We start from the raw sequence: 18,645 nt of genomic DNA, 5'->3' as shown, positions 1-18,645 counted from the left end.
GACTTAACGGTGTTTCAGCGTCAACTCGCTTGCGAGAGAACGATGTCCGCATTGGTCGTGATATTAATCGGTTGGTTGCGTGTCGATTTCAGTAGTCGTTCGTAGAGTGCAAGGTGCGCCTCGGCACACTCGATATGGTTGGTCGGTTGCCGGATACTGTGATGCAGGCGATTCCAGATCGTCTGATCGCTCAGAACCTCGGTGAAGCGGTCCGCAAGATCCTCAGCGCTGCGAACGCGGAAATGCAGCCCATCCTCGCCGTCGCGAACCTTCTCGGCCATGCCGCCGATATTGGAGCAGATTATCGGCCGACGGTGGTGCAGCGCCTCCTGAATGACGATCGGGGAGTTCTCCCACCACACTGAGGGCATGACCACCCAGTCGACCGACTGCATCAGGCGCGGCATCTCTGAATTCTGGTAGGCGCCATAAAAGCGCACGCGCGTTCCAGCGTCCTCGATAAGTTTCTCCATGCGATCCTGGAAATCGCGCGGCTGCTTTTCGAGATTGCCGCCAAAGATCATCAGGCGCGAATCTTCGCCCCAAACGTCTTCCGGAACGCGCGAAACGGCATCGATCAGGACGTCGACGCCCTTGAAGGGGGTCATCTGACCGAAATAAGCGAAGCGGCCACGGCGTGGCTTGGGCCCCGTCAGCTCGCGTGGCGGCGTCACGCCGTCGATGAAGATACCGTTTTCGATCACGCTCAGCTTTTCTGGATCAAGTCCCCATTCGGCATATTTGCGGGCAAGGAACATGCTCGGCGAGACAAACGCATCGGCAAGTTCGAGCATGCCGCGAACGAACCGCTCGCGTTTGAGGAAGCGTGCCGGCGGAATATCTGGGAAGCAGCCGTGACAATCGATCGGTGAGGCCTCGTTGCAGAGCTTGGCCGAACCTGCCTTCACCATCTGGCCGTGATTGTGGCAGATCGACAGGAATTCGTGGAACGTTACAAGAATGGCCGTATCGGGCAGTGCCTCGCGGATTGCGTAAAGCGCCTCCAGACCAAGGCCGAGGACATGGTGGAAGTGCACGACGTGCGGGTTGAGGTCGCCGACGAAACGCAAGAGATCGCGGCGTATCTCATCCGTATTGTTGTTGGAAAGGTAGAAGTGGTCGTATTCGTCCGCGTGAAAAAGAATTTCGTCGCTGCTGCGCCGCAGGCTCATCAGCGCGGTCGTTCCGTGGCGGGGAATCGGATGACCGGCCCGCGCCAGATACACGGACTGGACACCCGGCAGCGTGTTCAGGCCTTTGTGAAGATTATAGGAGGCGATCTCTGCGCCGCCCAGAGAAATGCTCGGGTGGGCGTGAGAGACCACGAGTACCCGAAGTTGCTCAGTCATTTATTGACCTCCGATGGAATGCCATCTTTCGTTAGAATCTTAGCCCAGCGCGAATCGAACACCTGGCGGTCAATGCGTTCGATCAGGGCGATCGTCGAAGCCTTGTCTGAAACAGAAATGTCGTCTGTGCCCAGCATCTGCGCCGAGGGCAGCCAATAGGATTTGAGACCCGACTGTTTCAGTTTGAGGCCGAGATCAAGGCCCTTTTCATGAGTGCCGAGATAGCCGCGCGTGAAACCACCGACCGAAAAGAGGGCGTCCCTTGGTAGGACGCAGCATTCGAAGGTGGCGGTAGCGACTTCCGTCGTGCCCATGCCCGTGACAGCGTCAATAGGGTAGCCGGCATAGCGGCTGATCAGGGCCCGATCGGACTGCGAGCCCGCCACCCAGGTGCCGGCCCAGCGGATCGAGTCATCCTCATAGGCCAGAGTTGGCGAAAGCACGCAGGCCTCGCGGTCCTGATAGGCGCCAAGCAGTTTTTGGAACCAACCATTGTTGCGCGGCAAGAGGGAGGCGGCGAGAAACACGACCGTCTCGGTCGATACCGCGCGTGCACCGACTTCAAGCGCATCATAAAGGTCTTCTGAACCGCTGGCTGACACAAGCCTGAGGCGCAGGCCATAGAAGTTGGCCAGCCTTCGAACGTGTACGCCGATCCGGTCGATCAACTCTGCCGCCGCGGCAATGACGATGGGCGCCCGGCGCGTTTCCGGATCGAGCGCGAGCAGCGTCAGGAGCGGGGCGATTTCCTCCACCCGCTCATCGACGCCGATCACGATCGCGGGACCTTCGGCCGTATCGAAGGCGCCGACATCCACGACCCCGAATATTTCAGGCGCCGGGCGGCTGACGACGCGCAAGAGCGGCACGAGCTGCTGATCGACAATATGGCGCAGAGCCCAGGCATTGGGATCGATTGCCCGGATCTGCCTGACCACAGCATCGCGCGAAGTGATGCGGGTCGGCGTCAGCGGCATGAAGGCCCTTCGCGTATCGCTCAGCGTGAGCTCGAGGTAGAACGGCGCGGTGCTGTCTCCCTCGAGTTCCGGGGCGAAGGCGACAAATCCGTGGGCGTGCCGGTTGGGGTTGAGCCCGGCATTGAACGGCGGCTGGTTGTCGAAGCCGCGGGTAACGTCGGGCCGGTCGACGCGCGTCCAGTTGCCGTCGAGCTGCGCCTCACCGCGATGGCGCCGCAATTTGACCGCTTCGACGTGACTATCGGGATCAAGCAGCCAGCCGGCAACCAACAGGCCGCTGCCTTCGACGCGGTAGACATTGTCGATGCCCATGCGTACCGGGAACGGCAAGGTCGAAACCGTCTCGGCGCCATCAAACCGGTTGGCGGCCGATCGCATCCGAAGGAGGATTTCCGTCGAGCTGCGGACGCGCGGCAGGATTGCCCGCACGTGGCCCGGCGTTTCGCGGGATCCGGCGATCACCCGCCGGTCATAGACTTCGGTGAACCGCCAGCCGCGGCGTCCACGAAACAGCAGCCGCTCGATGTCGTTGGGCTCGACCACTTCACTGGCGAGCAGGAGGCCGGCGAAACCGGATGCCTGGTCCTGAAGATCGGGACGGGCAAAGACGCTGATCGCGCACTCGGCGATCGAAGGCGTCTTGCCGCTGATCAGGAGGCGCGTCACCGATGGAGTGAGGTCCTGCGCCCAGCCCTGGACGAAGATTTCGCCCTCGTCGCTGCCGCCGATGAGTTCGACGCAGCCGTCCGAGCGCGCCCCCGCTTGAAGAAGGGCCGTGATTGCCGACAGCTTCTTGCGTCCGATCGGGCCGGAAATGAGGCCTTCCACCAGCCCGTCGATGACAACGGGCAGATCCGCGCCGGCTAGATCGGTCACCATGGCAACAAGATCGCCAATGGCGGCGGCGCGGCCCGCAAAGGCATAGCGCGTTGCCTGTGCCTTGTGCTGGAAGAGCACGGTTTTCAGCGATCGGCGGCGCAGGATATTGGTTGGCACGATGGCAACGAAGCCGTGCGTGCCGGCAGGCGAGGGGTCTTTCAGGTGCCAGCTGACAAGCGGCACCTTCAGGCTCATCGCCGGATCGCCGTTCAGGAATACTGTGACCTGTTCGGAAGTCAGGCCACCGATGCCGAGAACGAGAATAAGCGTGTCGTCAATTGGGCATCCGACCACCATCTCACCTTCCATCACCATCGGGTGACGTTCAGGTGCCTTGCCGGATCGGGACGCCGGCGTAAGTTCTTTTTCGTCGGGAAGCACGTGTTGCTACTCCATGATCTCAAGAAAAGGCGAACATCGAAATGCCGGCGCCAGCGGCGATGCCCACAAGCACGAACAGCAGCAGAAGCAATGGTTTGGCCTCGCCGCCCGAACGCTTGTGCAACGCGCCGATGCGTGTTTCGAGGCCCGCCACCACGCCGTCGAGGCGCATGAGGTGAACATCGAGTTCCGTCAGGCGTTGGTTTATGTCGCCGCGCAGCGCCTCGATGGAACTGCTGATATCGACGAGATCAACGGTCGGGCCGTTGCCCGTCCCGTCGATCACCGTGGTTGCATGGCGCTGGATCGACCGTTGATTGACCTGGAGCTGGCGCTGTGATGCCATCAGCACGTCGAGTTTGTCGAGGATGCGCGCCATGGGCGCTGCAATCAGGGCCTCGGCGGCCTGCTCGTCCGGGCGCGGCACGCGCAGCGGGTGCTGTTTGCCGGCCGTCGTAATGGCGACGACGCTAAGTTCTGCTGCGCGCCTTACGGCAAATTCCGGCAGCATCACATCGAAAGCATGCAGACCATCGCCAATGCCATTTCGCTTCAGGTCGGGCCGGTCGCGGTCGGCAACAGCCTCGGCAATCGGCTTGCCTTCGAGGAGCACGCGGATGGTTAGGCGGTTGGCGGGCGTTGCCGGATCGAAGGCCCAGCCGAAGAGGCGGCTGTTGTCGATTGCATCAACGCGGCCCTTGATGCCCTGCTGGCTATTATCCTGTTCGGGTATGGCGTTCGGCACAGCTTGCGCCGGAGCTGGAGCCTGCGGCGCCACTTTTGTCACAATCGACATGTGCGTTCCTCTAGGCTGCGACACGCGCAGGACGCAGTGTCTCGATCAATGCGAGATAGCGCAGTGCAGTCGTGTCTATGGGTTCTGGGTGACGGGCCCCGTGGCTGAGAATTTCGCGCAGATCTTTATCCTCCGCGATCCTTCGCATGGCAGTGGCCAGCGCCGTCGGATCATTCGGCGCTACCGTCAGACCGTTTACGCCGTCCTCAACCATTTCAGCCATGCCGCCAATGTTGCTGGTAATGACAGGGCAGTTCTGGCCCTGGGCTTCCTGGATGACGAGCGGCGCATTCTCCCACCAGATCGATGGCATGACCATGCAATCGACGGAGCGGATCAGACCGGCTATGTCTTCACGGCGGTAGGCGCCGCGGCGCTGCACGACCGGCGCAGTTTCAGCAAACAGCTTGTCGATCGACTCAACGAAGCTTTCGCTCTGGAAGGGCGCTGCGCCGTGAACGCGCACCTCGAAATCGAGTCCCTCCGCGATTAACTGCTTGGCCGCTTCGAGCAGCACGGTGCCGCCCTTCCACGGATTGAGGTTGCCGAAATAGCCAAACACCGGCTTGCGGCGTGCGGAGCTTTCACTTTGCGCCGGGGCGGGGCGCTCCGGCTGGCCGTTTGGAATGAGGCTGATCGCCTCTTCCGGCAGCCCCCACTCGACATAACGCTGCTTCAGGAATGCGCTCGGGGCCACGTAACCGTCAACGACACTCAGGAGGGACTTCAAGTGGCGCTCGCGCAGCACGAATTTATCGAGCGAAATATCCTTGAAACAGGCATGACAACGGTCAGGGCTCGCGCCGTAGCACAGCTCCTTGTCTTTCGTGCGCACCATCAGCCCGTCATGATGGCAAATCGGATAATAGTCGTGCAGGGTCATGATAATCCGGCAGTCCGGCAAGGTGCGGCGAACGATATGGGGGAATTCGGCGCCAAGCAAAAGCAGGTGATGCAGGTGCACGACGTCAGGCCGGAAATCCTGCAAGAGTTCGACAATGTCCGGCACGACGCCGTAAAGATCGATCTGGCTCATGAAGAACCGATCGAAATGCCCGGACCACAGCAGAATCTCGTCGCCATTCGAGCCGATGCTTTGAAAGCTCGTTCCCGGTCGCTCCTGACGATGGATCTGATTGGTCGCGCCAAGGAACAGCGCCTCGCATCCCGCTTTCTGATAGGCGCGGAAAAGATCGTGCGCAAAAATTTCTGTCCCGCCCGGGTGAAGGGCGGGATGGTTATGCGCGGCAACGAGAACACGCGTCATCGGCTGTCCTCCACATATTCGGCAATAAAGACGTCCTGATAGTGATCAGCGGGCGCGCCGCGCCAATGGCCGAGCGATTTCGTAACGACGGTAAGTCCGGCGCGCGTCAATGCGCGGTCGAGGAAACCGTCGTCGAATCCGACTGCCGCAAGCGGCGGCATCTCTGGTACGAACCAGCAGGGACCTTCGTCGTAGCGCTGAAATCCGAGGCGTGCATCGCGCTTTTTCGCGGTGTTGTCCTGTGCCGACTGGTCAACCACGAAGGCGGTCATGAAGACACGCCCGCCTGGCGCCAGTACCCGTTCGACTTCGCGAAGGTAGGCTGTGACCTCCTCGTCCGGCAGGTGCGTGACGACCGAGGTCATGATAATGAAATCGAACAGGCGGCTGTCATAGGGCAGCTTCAGTTCAAGACCATTGATCTCACCCTTCGGATTATAGAGCGAATGGGCAATATCCACCTGGCGGAACGCGAAGTTGGGGTAGGCGGGGCTGACCATGCGCTGGCACCAGTTGATGCCGCCGGCAACGGGGTCCATGCCGCAATAGCTGCCATGCTCGTCGTCGAGATATTGCGTCAGTGGTACCGCCATGCGGCCGATCCCGCAGCCGATGTCAAGCACGCGGCTGTTGGGCTGCAATCCGCCCATGCGAATAAAGTGGCCAAGGAATTCGGCGCCAACGGCCTGAAAATCGCCATCGCCAACAAAAATGCTGTCGGGATCCGGCCGCGGCAAAAACCGGTTGCGCAGCACCGCATCCGTCAACCAGCGAACATGATCTTCATTGAAGGGGAGGTGACGCTCGGCCCGCGCCTGCTTCAGTGCGATTACCTCGTTCAAGCTGCACTCCTTTTCGACTTCTCGCTGACGAAATCGGTCACGGTATCGTCCGTTTCCTCGCCAGCGTAAGTCGTCATCAGTTCGGTGATATCATCGTTCCAGCGTTCGGTGTGCAGCCAGGAATTGTATTGGCTTGCCAATCCGCGCATGTAATCGGGGCTGCGACGGATCGAACGCCGCTCGAAATGGTAGAGCGAGACGGCCGGCTGATAGCCAACCTGGAAGCCGATCTGGCGAATCTTCATGCAAAGATCACTGTCTTCGTAATCGCCGATCACGTAGTCCTCGGTGAACCCGCCGACGAGGTCGTAGATATCCTTGCGGGTGACGAGACAGGCGCCTGTGACACCCGGTACGTTTCGCGCGATTTGCGCCGGGGCATAATCGCCGGGCATGCCCTTGTAGAAATGGTGATTGAGCCAGACATTGCGTCGATCACGGGCAAAATAGAGCCCGGCATGCTGGAGAGAGCCATCTTCAAAGAGCAGCTTCGGGCCGATCGCGCCGAGCTTCTTTTGCTCAAGCAGGGGCTGCACCAGTGGCTCGAGCCAGCCGGACTGACTTGGCACGACATCGGAATTGAGCATGACCAGCACGGTACCGCTTGCAAGGCTGACGCCAGCGTTGCAGGCACGTGCGTAACCACCATTGCGATTCATCATGGCGAGCTTCATCGGCAGACCATGCAGCAGATGCAAGCCGCCCAGGAGATGTTCGGTGTCATCCTGAATCTCGGGCGAATCGAGCACATAGATCAGCTCGGCATTTTCAACGAGCCACGGATCCGTCGCCATGGCCGAAAGCTGGAACCGCAGGAAATCGAGATTGCGATAAAGAGGTACGACGATCGAAACGAGCGGCGCGGCAGGCATGACGCCAAATGCCTTTGTCTCCGCGATGCGCACCGTTTTGCCGAGCTTGCGTTCGACCTCTGTCAGGGCAGGTGCGAGGATATTCTCGAAGACCTCGCTGCGCGCATGCTGCGGCGGCACGGCACGCAGTATCCGGTTGCGCTGCGCTGCGGGTTCGAAAGGCTGCAACGGCGGAATAAGCGGCGCCGTTGCGCCGGAGGTCAGGCGCATCTGGAAGCGTGGCTGAAGCACGGGTCCTTGAGATGAGGTTTGCGGCAGCCATGCAACAAAGCCGGTAACGTCCGCACCGAAGCCGTCTTCTCGTTGCTCAGTCTTGCCGGGGAACTTGTAGAAATTCGGCTTGAGCGGCAAAATCCGCCCTTCCTCGGTCAGATGTTCGATGCCTGCGAGCATGGATGACGGATCGTGTGTCCAGCCGCCGACAAGCAGTCCGCCATTGAGGGCAAGCGCAAGATCGATCTCCGCAGCGGGATGCGTCATCGACTTTGCTATCTGCCGCGCTGTCAATGGCGCGCGCATCTGCATGTCGATCGCCGTTGCAATACCGGTCGTCGGAATCTGCGCGAGCTGGCGGACGAGGAATTCCCGAAGCTCGGGATGGGTCTGGTGCTTGCTCCACCACTTCTGAAACTCGTCCGGTGCCGCCGCTCGATCCGTCAGTTCGCGAATGGCGAGGCCATTCTTGCCGGTGAGAATGATATGAAAGGATTGCGGCAGGGGCTTGGTCGACTCGACGAGCAAGTGGCACGATTGCCAGCCTTTGCGCACACGGCTGCCAATCACGAACTTCGAGGGCAGGGCTGAGACGGAATTTGAGCCTATCGCGTAGATCGACGTTACTTCGCCGAGTTCCGGATCAATCGCAGTTTCAAGCAGATGCTGGCCATCGAGCGGCTGCGCGCAGACGCGTATCTTGCGCGGCTCCGGCGTCAGGGCAAGGGCGATCTCACGCACGACGCCGGCGAAAACCTGGTTCTGCGACAGACGGAACATGCTGCGCCAGGTGCTCAGGAGATTGGTAAGAAGCTTGATGTGTCCGGCTGCCGACAGATTGTTGACGGCGCGATCCACGTCGATATGCGCAAGCTCCGCCGCCGGATAGAGCATCGTTTGTTCCGTCGGTCCAAGCGCGCCGGCAGAAAGCGTCAGGCCAATCGGCTCGTCCTTGGTGCGCATCGCCCAAAGAACGCGTTGGCCTCCCGTTTCAAGAGGAATGTTGAGGCTGACCAGAGGAACGGGCTGTTCTTTTGATTCTAGCACGCATTTGGTCGATGCCCGCATCGCGCCAGGCAGGTCCCAGATCAGGACAGCAATGTCCGCGCAGAGCCGGGAGACATAAATACTCTCAGTATCGCCTTCAATGTCCGTCGAATAATCGAGGTTCAATACGCGGCCCTTTCATTCATATCGGAAGGAACGCGCCCCGCATGGAGCGGAGCGCGCAATTCGATTTCACGATCAATGGACGGTGAAATAGTTGTCCGGATGAGCCTGGACATCGTCCGAGCTGGTGTTGACCAGAGTAACGGAATCGCCGTGGCCAAGGTCGACGACCACATTGTTGCCAACCTGGGTAACACGCGAGGCGAGGTCTTCTGCGGAATGGATGTCCTGGCCGTTGATACCACTGGAGATCTGGAGGATGTCTTCCCCAGGGGTAAAATCGAGCACGACATCGTTGCCGCCGCCGCCGGTGAACTGGAACACGTCATTGCCTGCACCACCGATAAGGACGTCATCGCCAGCACCGCCTGCAATGAAGTCATTGCCGGCACCGCCCAGCAGGACGTCGCTTCCTGCACCACCGAAAAGCGTATCGTTGCCTTCTCCACCCTGGAGGACATCGTCGCCCTTGTCGCCGAAGAGAACGTCATCCCCGGCCTGGCCGCTCAGAACGTCATCACCATTGCCACCGAAGAGGACGTCGGTTCCCTCGCCGCCAAACAGAGCATCATCGCCCTTCTCGCCGAACAGGAGATCGTCCCCTTCATCACCAAAAATCGTGTCATGACCATTTCCGCCAAAGACAACATCATCACCGCCATGGGCGCGGATGAAGTCATCGAAACGCGAGCCAAACAAAACGTCGTCGTAGGCGCCGCCTTCTAAAGTGGCCATCTGCTTCTCCTTCTGTCCTGCTTTGAGTTTACTAAATGCCGGAACTGTTCCGACGTTTATGCTCTGACGATTGTGCACTGCACCAAATCGAAATGCAACCTAGTCTTGGAATATAAATGTGGCAATACATAGTAACAAATTATTACACGAACGTATTATGACATGTAATAATTCGTGAAAGTAATTTATCTTTGACACAATACTACTTTGGATATGTATATTATTTGGAACTATTTTATTTCTAAATTTGAAGTATTCTGCAAACATAATGGATCAGGGGCATTTCTGCCCCTTTTTTGCCTCTAATCCTCGCGGAAGGCCCTGTTAAAGCTGTCGGCGATCGGTGACGTGATATATTCGATTGCCTTGCGCGACTTGTGCACAATGACCACCTCGGCCGGCATGCCGGGGTAAAGCTTGACCTGCGGATTGGCCGCCAGCGATTGCGGTGTAATCTCGGCGCGTGCGACAAAATAGGCCGCGTCGGTCTTCTCATCGACCAGCTGGTCGGCGGCAAGATATGTGATTTTGCCATCAAGGGGCGCTTGCGCACGCTGATTATAGGCGGTGAGGCGCACCTGGGCGGGCGAGCCCACTGACACACTGTCGATGTCGCGCGGTCCGATCTTCATCTCGACAACGAGCGGCTCGTTTTCCGGTACAATATCAAGGAGCGGTTCACCGGCCGCGACAACGCCTCCGGGCGTGCGCAGCCGGATGTTGGCGACGATACCGGCCTGGGGTGATTTGATCTCCACCCGGCGCATCACATCCTTTGCTGCCACGATCCGCTCTTCGACATCGGCAAGTTCGACCTGGCTTGTGGTGATTTCACCGGCGATCTCCGCCTGCATGTCACTTTCGATGCCGGTCAGGGCAAATTCGGCGCCGGCCTTGGCCTGTTCCGCCTTGGCCTTGTCGCCGGCATATTCGCCGCGGTCACCGGCAAGCTCGCTCAAACGCGTGTCGATTTCGATAAGCTTTGAGCGCTGGGCAAAGCCCTTGGCGACGAGGCTGGCAATCGCCTTGCGCTGTTCATCGATGAGTTCGATCTGACGGTCGGTCGCCCTGGTCTGCACATCGAGCGCCTTTGCCTGTTCCGTATACTGCTCGATCGTCTTCTTCTGAATGTCGATCTTGCTTTCTTTTTGGGTCTGACGTTTGGCGAAGAAGACCTGCTCGGCTTTCATGGCGCTGTCGGCGGAGATATCGCCCACCTCGCCGAAGTTGGCCGGGAACGTGATTTCGCCTTGGCCTGCCTGCTCGGCGCGCAGACGCGCAAGTTTGGCAATGAGGCCGACGCGGCGGCTCTGCAGGGATTGGAGGTCCGAACGGGCACGGGTGTCGTCGAGCTTGATTAGCGGCTGGCCCACCGTCACCTCATCGCCCTCCTGAACGAGAACACGATCGAGGATGCCGCCCTCGAGATGGCTAACCGTCTTTCGCTTCGAATCAACGATCACGCTGCCGATAGCCACAGCCGCACTGCCAAGTTCGGCTGAATAGGCCCAGCCGAAAAAGCCGCCGAATGCGATGGTAATGGTCAAAACGCCAGCAATGATCAGCCGGCGCAGCGGCGGATGGTCGGAATCGTGCTCAAGCTCGGTATACCAGACTGGGCGGGCAATCGGCCGATGTGATGCGGGCAGGCCGCCTGCCGATTGCGAGGGGAGGGTCGCGTTTGCGCGAACCGGCAAGTTTTTCGTGGTCTTGTCACTCATGCTCCGGCAGCCCCCATTTTCGAATTGACCGGCGTAATCGAGGCGACCACGTCCGTACGTGGCCCAAACTGGGTGATCCGGCCGTTCTCCAGGACAAGGAGCTTGTCAGCCACCTGCATGATCGTTGGGCGATGGGCGATCATGATGACGATGGCGCCGTCGTCGCGCGCCTGCTCGATGGCTCGCATCAACGCTCGTTCGCCAACCGAATCGAGATTGGCGTTCGGCTCGTCGAGGACGATCAGCCTCGGATTGTTGTAGAGGCAGCGGGCCAGGCCGATGCGCTGCCTCTGCCCGCCCGAAAGCGTCAGGCGGCCATCGCCAACCGGCGTATCGTAACCAAGCGGCAGGCGTCCGATCATTTCATGGACATCGGCAAGGCGTGCGGCTTCAAGCACGCGTTGCGGCTCGCTGTCAGTCATTCGCGCGATGTTGTCGCGAATCGTGCCCTCTAGCAGAGCGACCGATTGGGGCAGATAGCCGGCAATCTCGCCGAATGACCCGCGCTCCCATAGATAAACATTGTTGCCGTCGAGGAACACGCCGCCTGCCGTCGGGCGAACAATGCCGATGAGCAGGCGGGCCAGGGTCGATTTGCCGGCCGCCGATGGCCCGACGATGCCAAGCACCTCGCCTGGCGACAGGGAAAATGAAATGCCCTTGATGATCGGCACGTCAACCCCCGGCGCCGCATAGACAAGCTTGTCGACGACAAGATCGCCATGGGGGCGGGGTGTCGGCATTGTCTGCCGCACCGCCAGATTCTGCGAAAGCAATGACTGGATGCGCTGCCAGTTGCCGATCGCCTGTACCCACAGACGCCAGTTATCGACGACATGATCGAAGGGCAGCAGCAATCGGCCGACGAGAATGCTCGCCGCAATCATGGCGCCCGGCGTGATCTGGCGGTCCATTGCCAAAAGCGTGCCTGCGGCAAGGACCGCGATCTGGACCATGAAGCGCAATGTGCGGGCAATCGTCGCCATGGCGCGGCTGCGGCTGCCACCGAGATCGAGAAGGCCGATCGCATTCATCTGCAGCGCACGCCAGCGGCGCGCAAGCGCGGGCAACATGCCCATCGCCTCAATGACCTCGGCATGACGAAGCGTGGCGCCTATCTTCGAAACCGCCTCGATATTGGCCTGATTTGCATCTTTCACCAGGTTGCGTGTCATCAGGTCGGTGATCACGCCACAGCAGACCAGAACGATCACGGCGATAACGCCGATAATGCCGTAGATCGGGTGCATTAGAAAAAGTGCCGCGAGGAAAATTGGCGACCAGGCCGCATCAAGCGGGGCACTTACGGCCGAAGAGGTCAAAAAACTGCGCAGTTCGGTAAGATCGCGCAGCGACTGCGTCGCCTTCGGCAGGCCCTGATCGATCGACGCCTCGACGGCAGCAGACAGAACCGGAAGGTTCAGCCGGCGCACCAGCGCACTTCCCATTGCCTGAAACGACATGGCGCGAATGAACTCAAGCACGCCGAACACAATAAGTCCGCCCACCGCCAGAATGGTGAGCATGACAAGCGTGTCCTTACTCTGACTGTTTAGAACCCTGTCATGCACCTGCAACATGTACAAGGGTACTGTAAGTTGCAAAATGCTGATGCAGGCACTGAGCAGAGCGGCATAGAGCAAGCCCGCCATGAATATCCTACGTGCCCGTAAAACCAGCGCTTTTGGCTCTGCGAGTGCCGCCGACAGCGCTTTTTTACCAGCATGGCTCTTGCCATTTGGATTGATTTGACGAGTATCTGTCATCTGTGATCTGCCTTGGAAATGACACAGCCCTTGGTTAGCCCTGGGGCCTCGGTCTAATGAAATAGACTTATAGAGTATTACTGCACAGAATGTGACAGAAAAAAGTTCTTTTGGTGGGGAAATCAACGAAGGAGAACCGAGAATATACTTGTAACTTACTTCAAATTTTGAAGTAAAATAGACTAGGAGAGAAGGATGATACAAAAACTTCTGCACGAAGGAGTGGAAGTCGAAACATCTATCGACGGCTTCAAAACCGCCGATTTCCCTGAAGTAACAGCAGATATCAAGAAGGCGACTCCGGCGAATCATACGGTTGTCGTGACGCACTTCGAACTGGCGCGCATGATAGAACGCGTCAATCGTCGCTTTGCCGGCGTTCTGCGCAATGAAATGACGAGGCTTGGAATCGAGGACGTGGGCCCGGCCCAGGCTATGGTTCTTTTGGCGATCGGGGACGTCGAGCTGTCGGTTGGAGAACTGCTGGATCGCGGTCATTATGTCGGTTCCAACATCTCGTATTACCTGAAGCAGCTTGCTGACGGAGGATATATCGACAGGGTCGCGTCGCAGCGTGACAAACGATCTGCGCGTATCAGACTGACGGAAAAAGGTGAGCAATTGTGTGCTGATCTGCGCAATGCAGGTGGCGCCTACAACCGAATGCTCGCGCGGAACGCAGAAGACCTTCGCAACCTGGAAATCGCCTTCCAGACCTTGCATCGGCTCGAACTGGTTTGGGGCAATGCCGCGCGCTACGGAATCTGATTTGCATTTGCGCAACACCCGCGAAGCTTCGGGCGACCGTCGCGTTCCCTCTTCGGACCGTTGCTGACGTCATGCATGTAGCATTTGTTCACAGGCGTGGCTTCGGGCAGTTTGCGGCACTGGCCTCCCACCTTGCCGAAACGGGGCACGACGTCAGCCTGATCAGCGAAACGGTCGATCGGCGTATTCCATCGGTGCGCGTCATTCGCCATCGCGTCGAGCCCGGTCCCCGGGCCGACGGCCAGATGGCGCGCCACCTGGGGATCCCGGACCACCATGTGCGCATCGGACACCGCGTTGCGGAGACGTTCGATGCAATGGTTCGTCATGGCGAAAGACCGGACATTATCATTGGCCATATCGGATGGGGCAGCATGATGTTCGTCAAGGACATCCTGCCGCAGGTGCCCGCCATCGGCTATTGCGAATTCTTCTACCGGGCTGAAGGAGCCGATGTCGGATTTGCCCCCGATGACATCCCCGACATCGACACCCGAAAGCGGTTGCGCCTGCGCAATACAGCTCAGCTTCTCACCCTTGAAGCGATCGACGGCGGCATGAGCCCGACGCGCTGGCAAAAAAGCCTCTACCCGGCTCAGGCGCAACGGCGAATCGCCGTCTGTCATGAAGGCGTCGATACCCAGCGTTTCCGCCCCGACCGCAGCGCGAGCCTCAAGTTTCCGGACGGACGGCTGCTTAAACCCGGCGATCCGCCCATCATCACATTCGTCGCCCGCGACCTCGAGCCGTACAGAGGATTTCCGCAGGCGCTGGCTGCGGCGGCGAAGGTTATTCGCAGCCACCCCGAGGCTATTTTCGTCTTTGTCGGCGCAGACGGCGTCAGCTACGGCAATCCCCCGCCCGGAGGCGGTTCCTGGAAGGATAAGTTGCTGGCGGACCACGATATTCCGGCAGAGCGGATCGTGTTTCCCGGCGCCATCTCACATGACCTGTTGCGCAAGCTCTATCAGGTGTCGACGGCACACATTTACCTGACATATCCCTTCGTCCTCTCCTGGTCGGTCATCGAAGCGATGTCTTGCGGCGCCCTGATCATCGGCTCCGATACCGCGCCGGTTCAGGAGGTCATTCGCTCCGGACAGAACGGGCTTCTCGTTCCTTTTTACGATACAGACGCCCTTGCCGAAACGATACTCGACGTCCTCAAGGAACCGCAAAGATTTCTCCCCTTGCGCGTTGCCGCGCGCCGCACGATCGAGCGCAACTTCCGTTTGATCGATTGTATTGGGCGACAAAAAGCCCTCATCAATGCCGTCTTGAAGGCCGGCTGACGCCTGACGCTTGTGATTGCGGCACTGTGATCTTAAATGTCGCCCAGACCGCTGGTATTTTGTTGGCGCCGATTCTCTCCGTGGCTTGGAATCCTTTGTCAAACGCGCCGGGCATGTTACCTCTTCTTGATCGCAAAAATGGATGTGAAAACTGTGACCGAAGCCGAAATCGTTGAAATCGAGTCCTGGCTCAACGCCCAGGGCATTTGCGGAGCATCGGAAACCGATCTCATGAATGGTTTCTGCGAACGGTGCGTTGCGGCTGGTATCAGGCTCGAGCGTGGAAACGCATTTGTCGATACACTGCATCCAATCTATGAGGGACGGGTGTTCCTGTGGCGCCGCGAGGGCGAGCTCGAACGCGCGATCATCGAATATGGCTCGTCGCAAGTTGGTGAAAGCGCCGAGAATTGGCAGGCATCGACATTCTATCATCTGCTGCAGGTCGGCGAAGTCGAGATGCGGCAAAGGCTGACAACTGACGAAACGCTGGCGTTTCGCCAGCTCGCAACCATGAAGGATGAAGGATGCACTGACTATCTTGCAATGGTCATCCATTTTTCCAGGCAAGGCAGCATCGGCGAAATGGACGGTTTTTTTTCATCATGGACCTGCGATCATCCCGAGGGCTTCAGTGAGGCTGATATTGCCGCTCTTCGGCGATTGGTGAACGGTCTTGCGCTCGCCATGAAGTGTGCCTCACTGACTCGTATCGTCAGGACCCTGGCGGAGGTCTATCTCGGGCACGATGCCGCAAAGCGTGTCCTTGCAGGCCGGATCAATCGCGGCGCTGCCGACCGTATTGAGGCGGTCCTTTGGTATTCGGATCTGAGGGACTATACGCGCATATCCGACGCTGCTGCCCCTGATGCCATCATCCCGATGCTGAACGACTATGCCGAGGCCGTCATATCGTCGATCCAGGAGATGGGCGGTGACGTGCTCAAATTGATTGGCGACGGAACGCTCGCGATCTTCACCGACGGCGATTCGGCAGACGCTGCAACCGCGGCCTTGCGCGCCCAGGCCGTGCTGCGCAAGAGACTGGTCGTCCTCAACCGGCAACGCATTGAAGCCGGCCAACCCGCGACCAATGTTTACCTTGGCCTGCATATTGGCGAGGTGTTTTTTGGCAATATTGGCAGCGATACCCGTCTTGATTTTACGGTGGTCGGGCCGGCGGTGAACGAAGTCAGCCGCATCGCCTCGATGTGCCGGTCCGTTGACCAGGAAATCCTGATTTCAGAGCGTTACGCCGCGACGCTGCCGGACCCGTTTCGCTCAAAACTCGTCTGCGTCGGCAAGTTTGCCTTGCGCGGAGTCGGGCGGGCGCAGGAACTGTTCACGATCGATCCGGTCATCATCCAGAAGGCCATGGCTTCGGTGTGAGTCGATGGCATCGACTGTTGCCACTGACCCACAGCGCACTGGCGGTCAATACATTCATCGCATAGTCGCCACGACCTAGAATATGTCCGCGCCCTTCAGACCGCCTTATGGGGGAGTTGCAGCCACCCGATTAACCCTGCGGCGCGACTGCGGTATTTGAATAGGGATAATCCCTTTGAATTCCTCTTTCTAACTCTGCACCACAGTTGATATATTATCCCCATTACGAAGATTTATTCGACACCACGGGATAATGTGAACGATTTCAGAGAATTAAACTCAGATCATTCGTCAGCTTGTCGATACTGAACAGGATTACGAAACCTATGGAACGAGGCTCAGGGAATATGAGCAGCGCTTTTCCGGTTCCATGTCGTGGAAGACAAGCACGAACGACAAGGAATATCTCTACAAGAAAACGGGTGGAATCTGGAAATCACTCGGCCCGCGTTCGGTGGAAACCGAAACTGCGTACAGGCAGTTCCACGCTGGTCGCCAACAATCGAAGGAACGCGTGGCCCGTCTTGCACAGCGTCTCGATGAACTCGCCCCTGTCAACCGAGCACTGTCGATAGGCCGCGTGCCACAGCTGACAGCACGCATCATCCGGGCGTTGTACAAGAGCGGATTGATTAGGTACCGCAATCACAGTCGTGGGAACCCAATGCCCTGTTTGTCTATGAGCGCCTTGCCGGTGTGCATATCAGTAGTGGTCTTCTCTCGACGCAAGACGTGGACCTCCTGATGGATTCCCGATTCAGCCTGCGACTGATCGGCAAGAACGCCTCACAAAAGGGGTTGATCGGTATCCTGAAAAAAGTCGCTCATTCCTTCGAACCGCTGGCCAAGAACAGTTACCGGCCGCCAACCGCGATGGCTTTCTTGTCGATCTGATCAGGCCGACGCCGAAGAACAGTGCTCAGGATGGTGGCCTGCGCGCCGTTGAAATCGAAGGTCTCGCATGGCTTGTCAACAGTCCGAAGGTTTCGGCCGTAATGATCGAGCAACGCGGCTATCCGCTCAGCTTTTCCTGCCCGGACCCGCGAGCCTTCGCACTTCACAAATTGTGGCTGTCTCGCCATTGCGATCGCGACGCTGTCATACAGTCGCGTGACGCAAAGCAAGCCCGGGTCGTGGCCGAACTCATCGGCGCCCGCCTGCCGCATCTTCGCTACGATTGCGACGATCTGCGGGCCCTACCCTTGTCATTACGGCAGCTTACCGCAGAGCTCAATGCATCAAACGAAACCGGCGAGCCCAATCTCACACCAAATTGGTGATCGACCTCGGGCCGGAAGCAGACGATCTGATTGAAGTCTGCGCTAGCTTCCTTCATTGCTTGGAACATGAGTTCGGCATTCACTGTCGGCATACCCCAGATGACAGCCTCAATTGCGCGCCACTCGAGGGTTCTGCCGGCAAGGTTTCACGAGTGAACTCCCGCGACAGTGCTGGTAACTGTGTTGAGAGCAGGGTACCGCGAGGACTATCTTAAGCATATGGCATTCCTACGTTGCCGTATTTGATGGCGAGTATGGGTTGTCGGACCAACAAGGGTAAAGCATGTAACAGTTAATCGGCGACACGGGTTAACGTCCGCAGTTGGAAACCGAGCGGCAGTAAGCTGGCTTGCGGGCCGGATGCGAGAGAGAAGACCGACAAGCCGACGATCAGCCTGTGATGAAATTTGCTGCTGAGCATCACATATCATGGGCTCAGGAGGCCTCGAAAGTGCGCCAAATCTACTCTTCGACCACCGTCCAGTTGTCGTCCGGGTTGAATTCCTTGATCGCGGACACGCGCTCTTCGGTGTTCCTCCCAAAATCCCGCTGGTAAACAGGACTGACGTCATTGATGATAAACGTCTGTACACCCGTTACCCCATATTCCACCGGCCAGGCGATGAGAGCGAAGCCGCCGGTCATGTTGCCGTTGACGATATAGCTCTGCTTTCCGCCGACGACATTTGCCCCCTGTCCGGTAAGGATCCGATAGCGATATCCATAATAGCCGCTGCCTTTCTTGGCCTTTCCGAAAGCGGCGCTCTCGATCAATGCGGCAGCTGGGCTCTCCTCTCCGTCTGCTCCCGGCGCCCAGTAAAGGCCGTCCCTTGCGCCTTCCCTGCTGATCAATTTCTGAGCAAACTCATAGACACCATCACCATCCCTGTCCTCCTGCGCATATTCGTGCTGGGCGTTGGCGTAGTCATGCATGGTCTGGATCGTTGC

The 18,645-nt window shown here is 58.7% G+C and carries 15 protein-coding genes; 5 read left to right on the top strand and 10 right to left on the bottom strand.

What is annotated here, in order from left to right; translation table 11 throughout:
* Nucleotides 1–20: 20 nt before the first annotated feature.
* The 9 genes from AAAB35_RS12465 to AAAB35_RS12425 all read right to left on the bottom strand — a co-directional run bounded on the left by AAAB35_RS12465 (nt 21) and on the right by AAAB35_RS12425 (nt 12,968).
* The gene (locus AAAB35_RS12465) at nt 21–1,349 is read right to left on the bottom strand and encodes a glycosyltransferase family 4 protein (protein WP_340668595.1); all 1,329 of its coding nucleotides are present in this window, start codon (nt 1,347–1,349) and stop codon (nt 21–23) included.
* On the bottom strand, nt 1,346–3,586 hold the full coding sequence (locus AAAB35_RS12460; RefSeq protein ID WP_340668594.1) for a hypothetical protein: 2,241 nt from the start codon (nt 3,584–3,586) through the stop codon (nt 1,346–1,348). Before AAAB35_RS12460 ends, AAAB35_RS12465 begins: the two co-directional genes overlap by 4 nt.
* A gap of 19 nt (nt 3,587–3,605) precedes the next feature.
* Nucleotides 3,606–4,382, bottom strand: coding sequence for a hypothetical protein (locus tag AAAB35_RS12455; RefSeq protein ID WP_340668593.1), 777 nt, complete (start codon nt 4,380–4,382; stop codon nt 3,606–3,608).
* A 10-nt stretch (nt 4,383–4,392) separates the two neighbouring features.
* Complete coding sequence (locus AAAB35_RS12450) at nt 4,393–5,649, bottom strand: glycosyltransferase family 4 protein (RefSeq protein WP_340668592.1); 1,257 nt, start codon at nt 5,647–5,649, stop codon at nt 4,393–4,395.
* Nucleotides 5,646–6,416 carry a class I SAM-dependent methyltransferase gene (locus AAAB35_RS12445; protein ID WP_340668637.1) on the bottom strand — a complete coding sequence of 257 codons (771 nt, stop codon included), beginning with the start codon at nt 6,414–6,416 and terminating at the stop codon, nt 5,646–5,648. The genes AAAB35_RS12450 and AAAB35_RS12445 overlap by 4 nt, the downstream gene beginning before the upstream one ends.
* Before the next feature lie 71 nt (nt 6,417–6,487).
* Nucleotides 6,488–8,749 carry a glycosyltransferase family 2 protein gene (locus AAAB35_RS12440; protein ID WP_340668591.1) on the bottom strand — a complete coding sequence of 754 codons (2,262 nt, stop codon included), beginning with the start codon at nt 8,747–8,749 and terminating at the stop codon, nt 6,488–6,490.
* Nucleotides 8,750–8,821: 72 nt separating this feature from the next.
* On the bottom strand, nt 8,822–9,481 hold the full coding sequence (locus AAAB35_RS12435; RefSeq protein WP_340668590.1) for a calcium-binding protein: 660 nt from the start codon (nt 9,479–9,481) through the stop codon (nt 8,822–8,824).
* Nucleotides 9,482–9,783: 302 nt separating this feature from the next.
* A complete protein-coding gene (locus tag AAAB35_RS12430) occupies nt 9,784–11,202 on the bottom strand; it encodes an HlyD family type I secretion periplasmic adaptor subunit (protein WP_340668589.1) in 1,419 nt (472 codons plus the stop codon).
* Entirely contained in the window at nt 11,199–12,968 is a 1,770-nt protein-coding gene (locus AAAB35_RS12425; protein ID WP_340668588.1) for a type I secretion system permease/ATPase, read from the bottom strand. Before AAAB35_RS12425 ends, AAAB35_RS12430 begins: the two co-directional genes overlap by 4 nt.
* A 198-nt stretch (nt 12,969–13,166) precedes the next feature.
* Between AAAB35_RS12425 and AAAB35_RS12420 the strand changes: the two genes are divergently transcribed.
* The 5 genes from AAAB35_RS12420 (at nt 13,167) to AAAB35_RS12400 (ending at nt 17,697) form a co-directional block, all read left to right on the top strand.
* The gene (locus AAAB35_RS12420; RefSeq protein WP_340668636.1) at nt 13,167–13,736 is read left to right on the top strand and encodes a MarR family transcriptional regulator; all 570 of its coding nucleotides are present in this window, start codon (nt 13,167–13,169) and stop codon (nt 13,734–13,736) included.
* A 71-nt stretch (nt 13,737–13,807) separates the two neighbouring features.
* Nucleotides 13,808–15,028, top strand: a complete 1,221-nt coding sequence (locus AAAB35_RS12415) for a glycosyltransferase family 4 protein (protein ID WP_340668587.1) — start codon at nt 13,808–13,810, stop codon at nt 15,026–15,028.
* Nucleotides 15,029–15,181: 153 nt separating this feature from the next.
* Complete coding sequence (locus AAAB35_RS12410; RefSeq protein ID WP_340668635.1) at nt 15,182–16,417, top strand: adenylate/guanylate cyclase domain-containing protein; 1,236 nt, start codon at nt 15,182–15,184, stop codon at nt 16,415–16,417.
* Nucleotides 16,418–17,113: 696 nt separating this feature from the next.
* Nucleotides 17,114–17,311 (top strand): GSU2403 family nucleotidyltransferase fold protein, encoded by a 198-nt coding sequence (locus AAAB35_RS12405; protein WP_340668586.1) that lies wholly within the window; start codon nt 17,114–17,116, stop codon nt 17,309–17,311.
* Entirely contained in the window at nt 17,308–17,697 is a 390-nt protein-coding gene (locus AAAB35_RS12400; RefSeq protein WP_340668634.1) for a GSU2403 family nucleotidyltransferase fold protein, read from the top strand. The genes AAAB35_RS12405 and AAAB35_RS12400 overlap by 4 nt, the downstream gene beginning before the upstream one ends.
* Before the next feature lie 462 nt (nt 17,698–18,159).
* Here the strand turns inward: AAAB35_RS12400 and AAAB35_RS12395 are convergent.
* A partial coding sequence (locus tag AAAB35_RS12395) for a DUF2950 family protein (RefSeq protein ID WP_340668585.1) occupies nt 18,160–18,645 on the bottom strand: 486 nt, incomplete at its 5' end.

Origin of the sequence: Phyllobacterium sp. (assembly GCF_037994425.1) — a bacterium.
Classification (GTDB): domain Bacteria; phylum Pseudomonadota; class Alphaproteobacteria; order Rhizobiales; family Rhizobiaceae; genus Phyllobacterium.
Note: the sequence above shows the minus strand (reverse complement) of the source record. Positions and strands in the feature narration are given on the sequence as shown.

Excerpts from the sequence above, each read along its gene's own strand:
- AAAB35_RS12425 (WP_340668588.1), bottom strand. The coding sequence starts at position 12,968 with ATGACAGATACTCGTCAAATCAATCCAAATGGCAAGAGCCATGCTGGT.
- AAAB35_RS12465 (WP_340668595.1), bottom strand. The coding sequence starts at position 1,349 with ATGACTGAGCAACTTCGGGTACTCGTGGTCTCTCACGCCCACCCGAGC.
- AAAB35_RS12430 (WP_340668589.1), bottom strand. The coding sequence starts at position 11,202 with ATGAGTGACAAGACCACGAAAAACTTGCCGGTTCGCGCAAACGCGACC.
- AAAB35_RS12455 (WP_340668593.1), bottom strand. The coding sequence starts at position 4,382 with ATGTCGATTGTGACAAAAGTGGCGCCGCAGGCTCCAGCTCCGGCGCAA.
- AAAB35_RS12450 (WP_340668592.1), bottom strand. The coding sequence starts at position 5,649 with ATGACGCGTGTTCTCGTTGCCGCGCATAACCATCCCGCCCTTCACCCG.
- AAAB35_RS12415 (WP_340668587.1), top strand. The coding sequence starts at position 13,808 with ATGCATGTAGCATTTGTTCACAGGCGTGGCTTCGGGCAGTTTGCGGCA.
- AAAB35_RS12435 (WP_340668590.1), bottom strand. The coding sequence starts at position 9,481 with ATGGCCACTTTAGAAGGCGGCGCCTACGACGACGTTTTGTTTGGCTCG.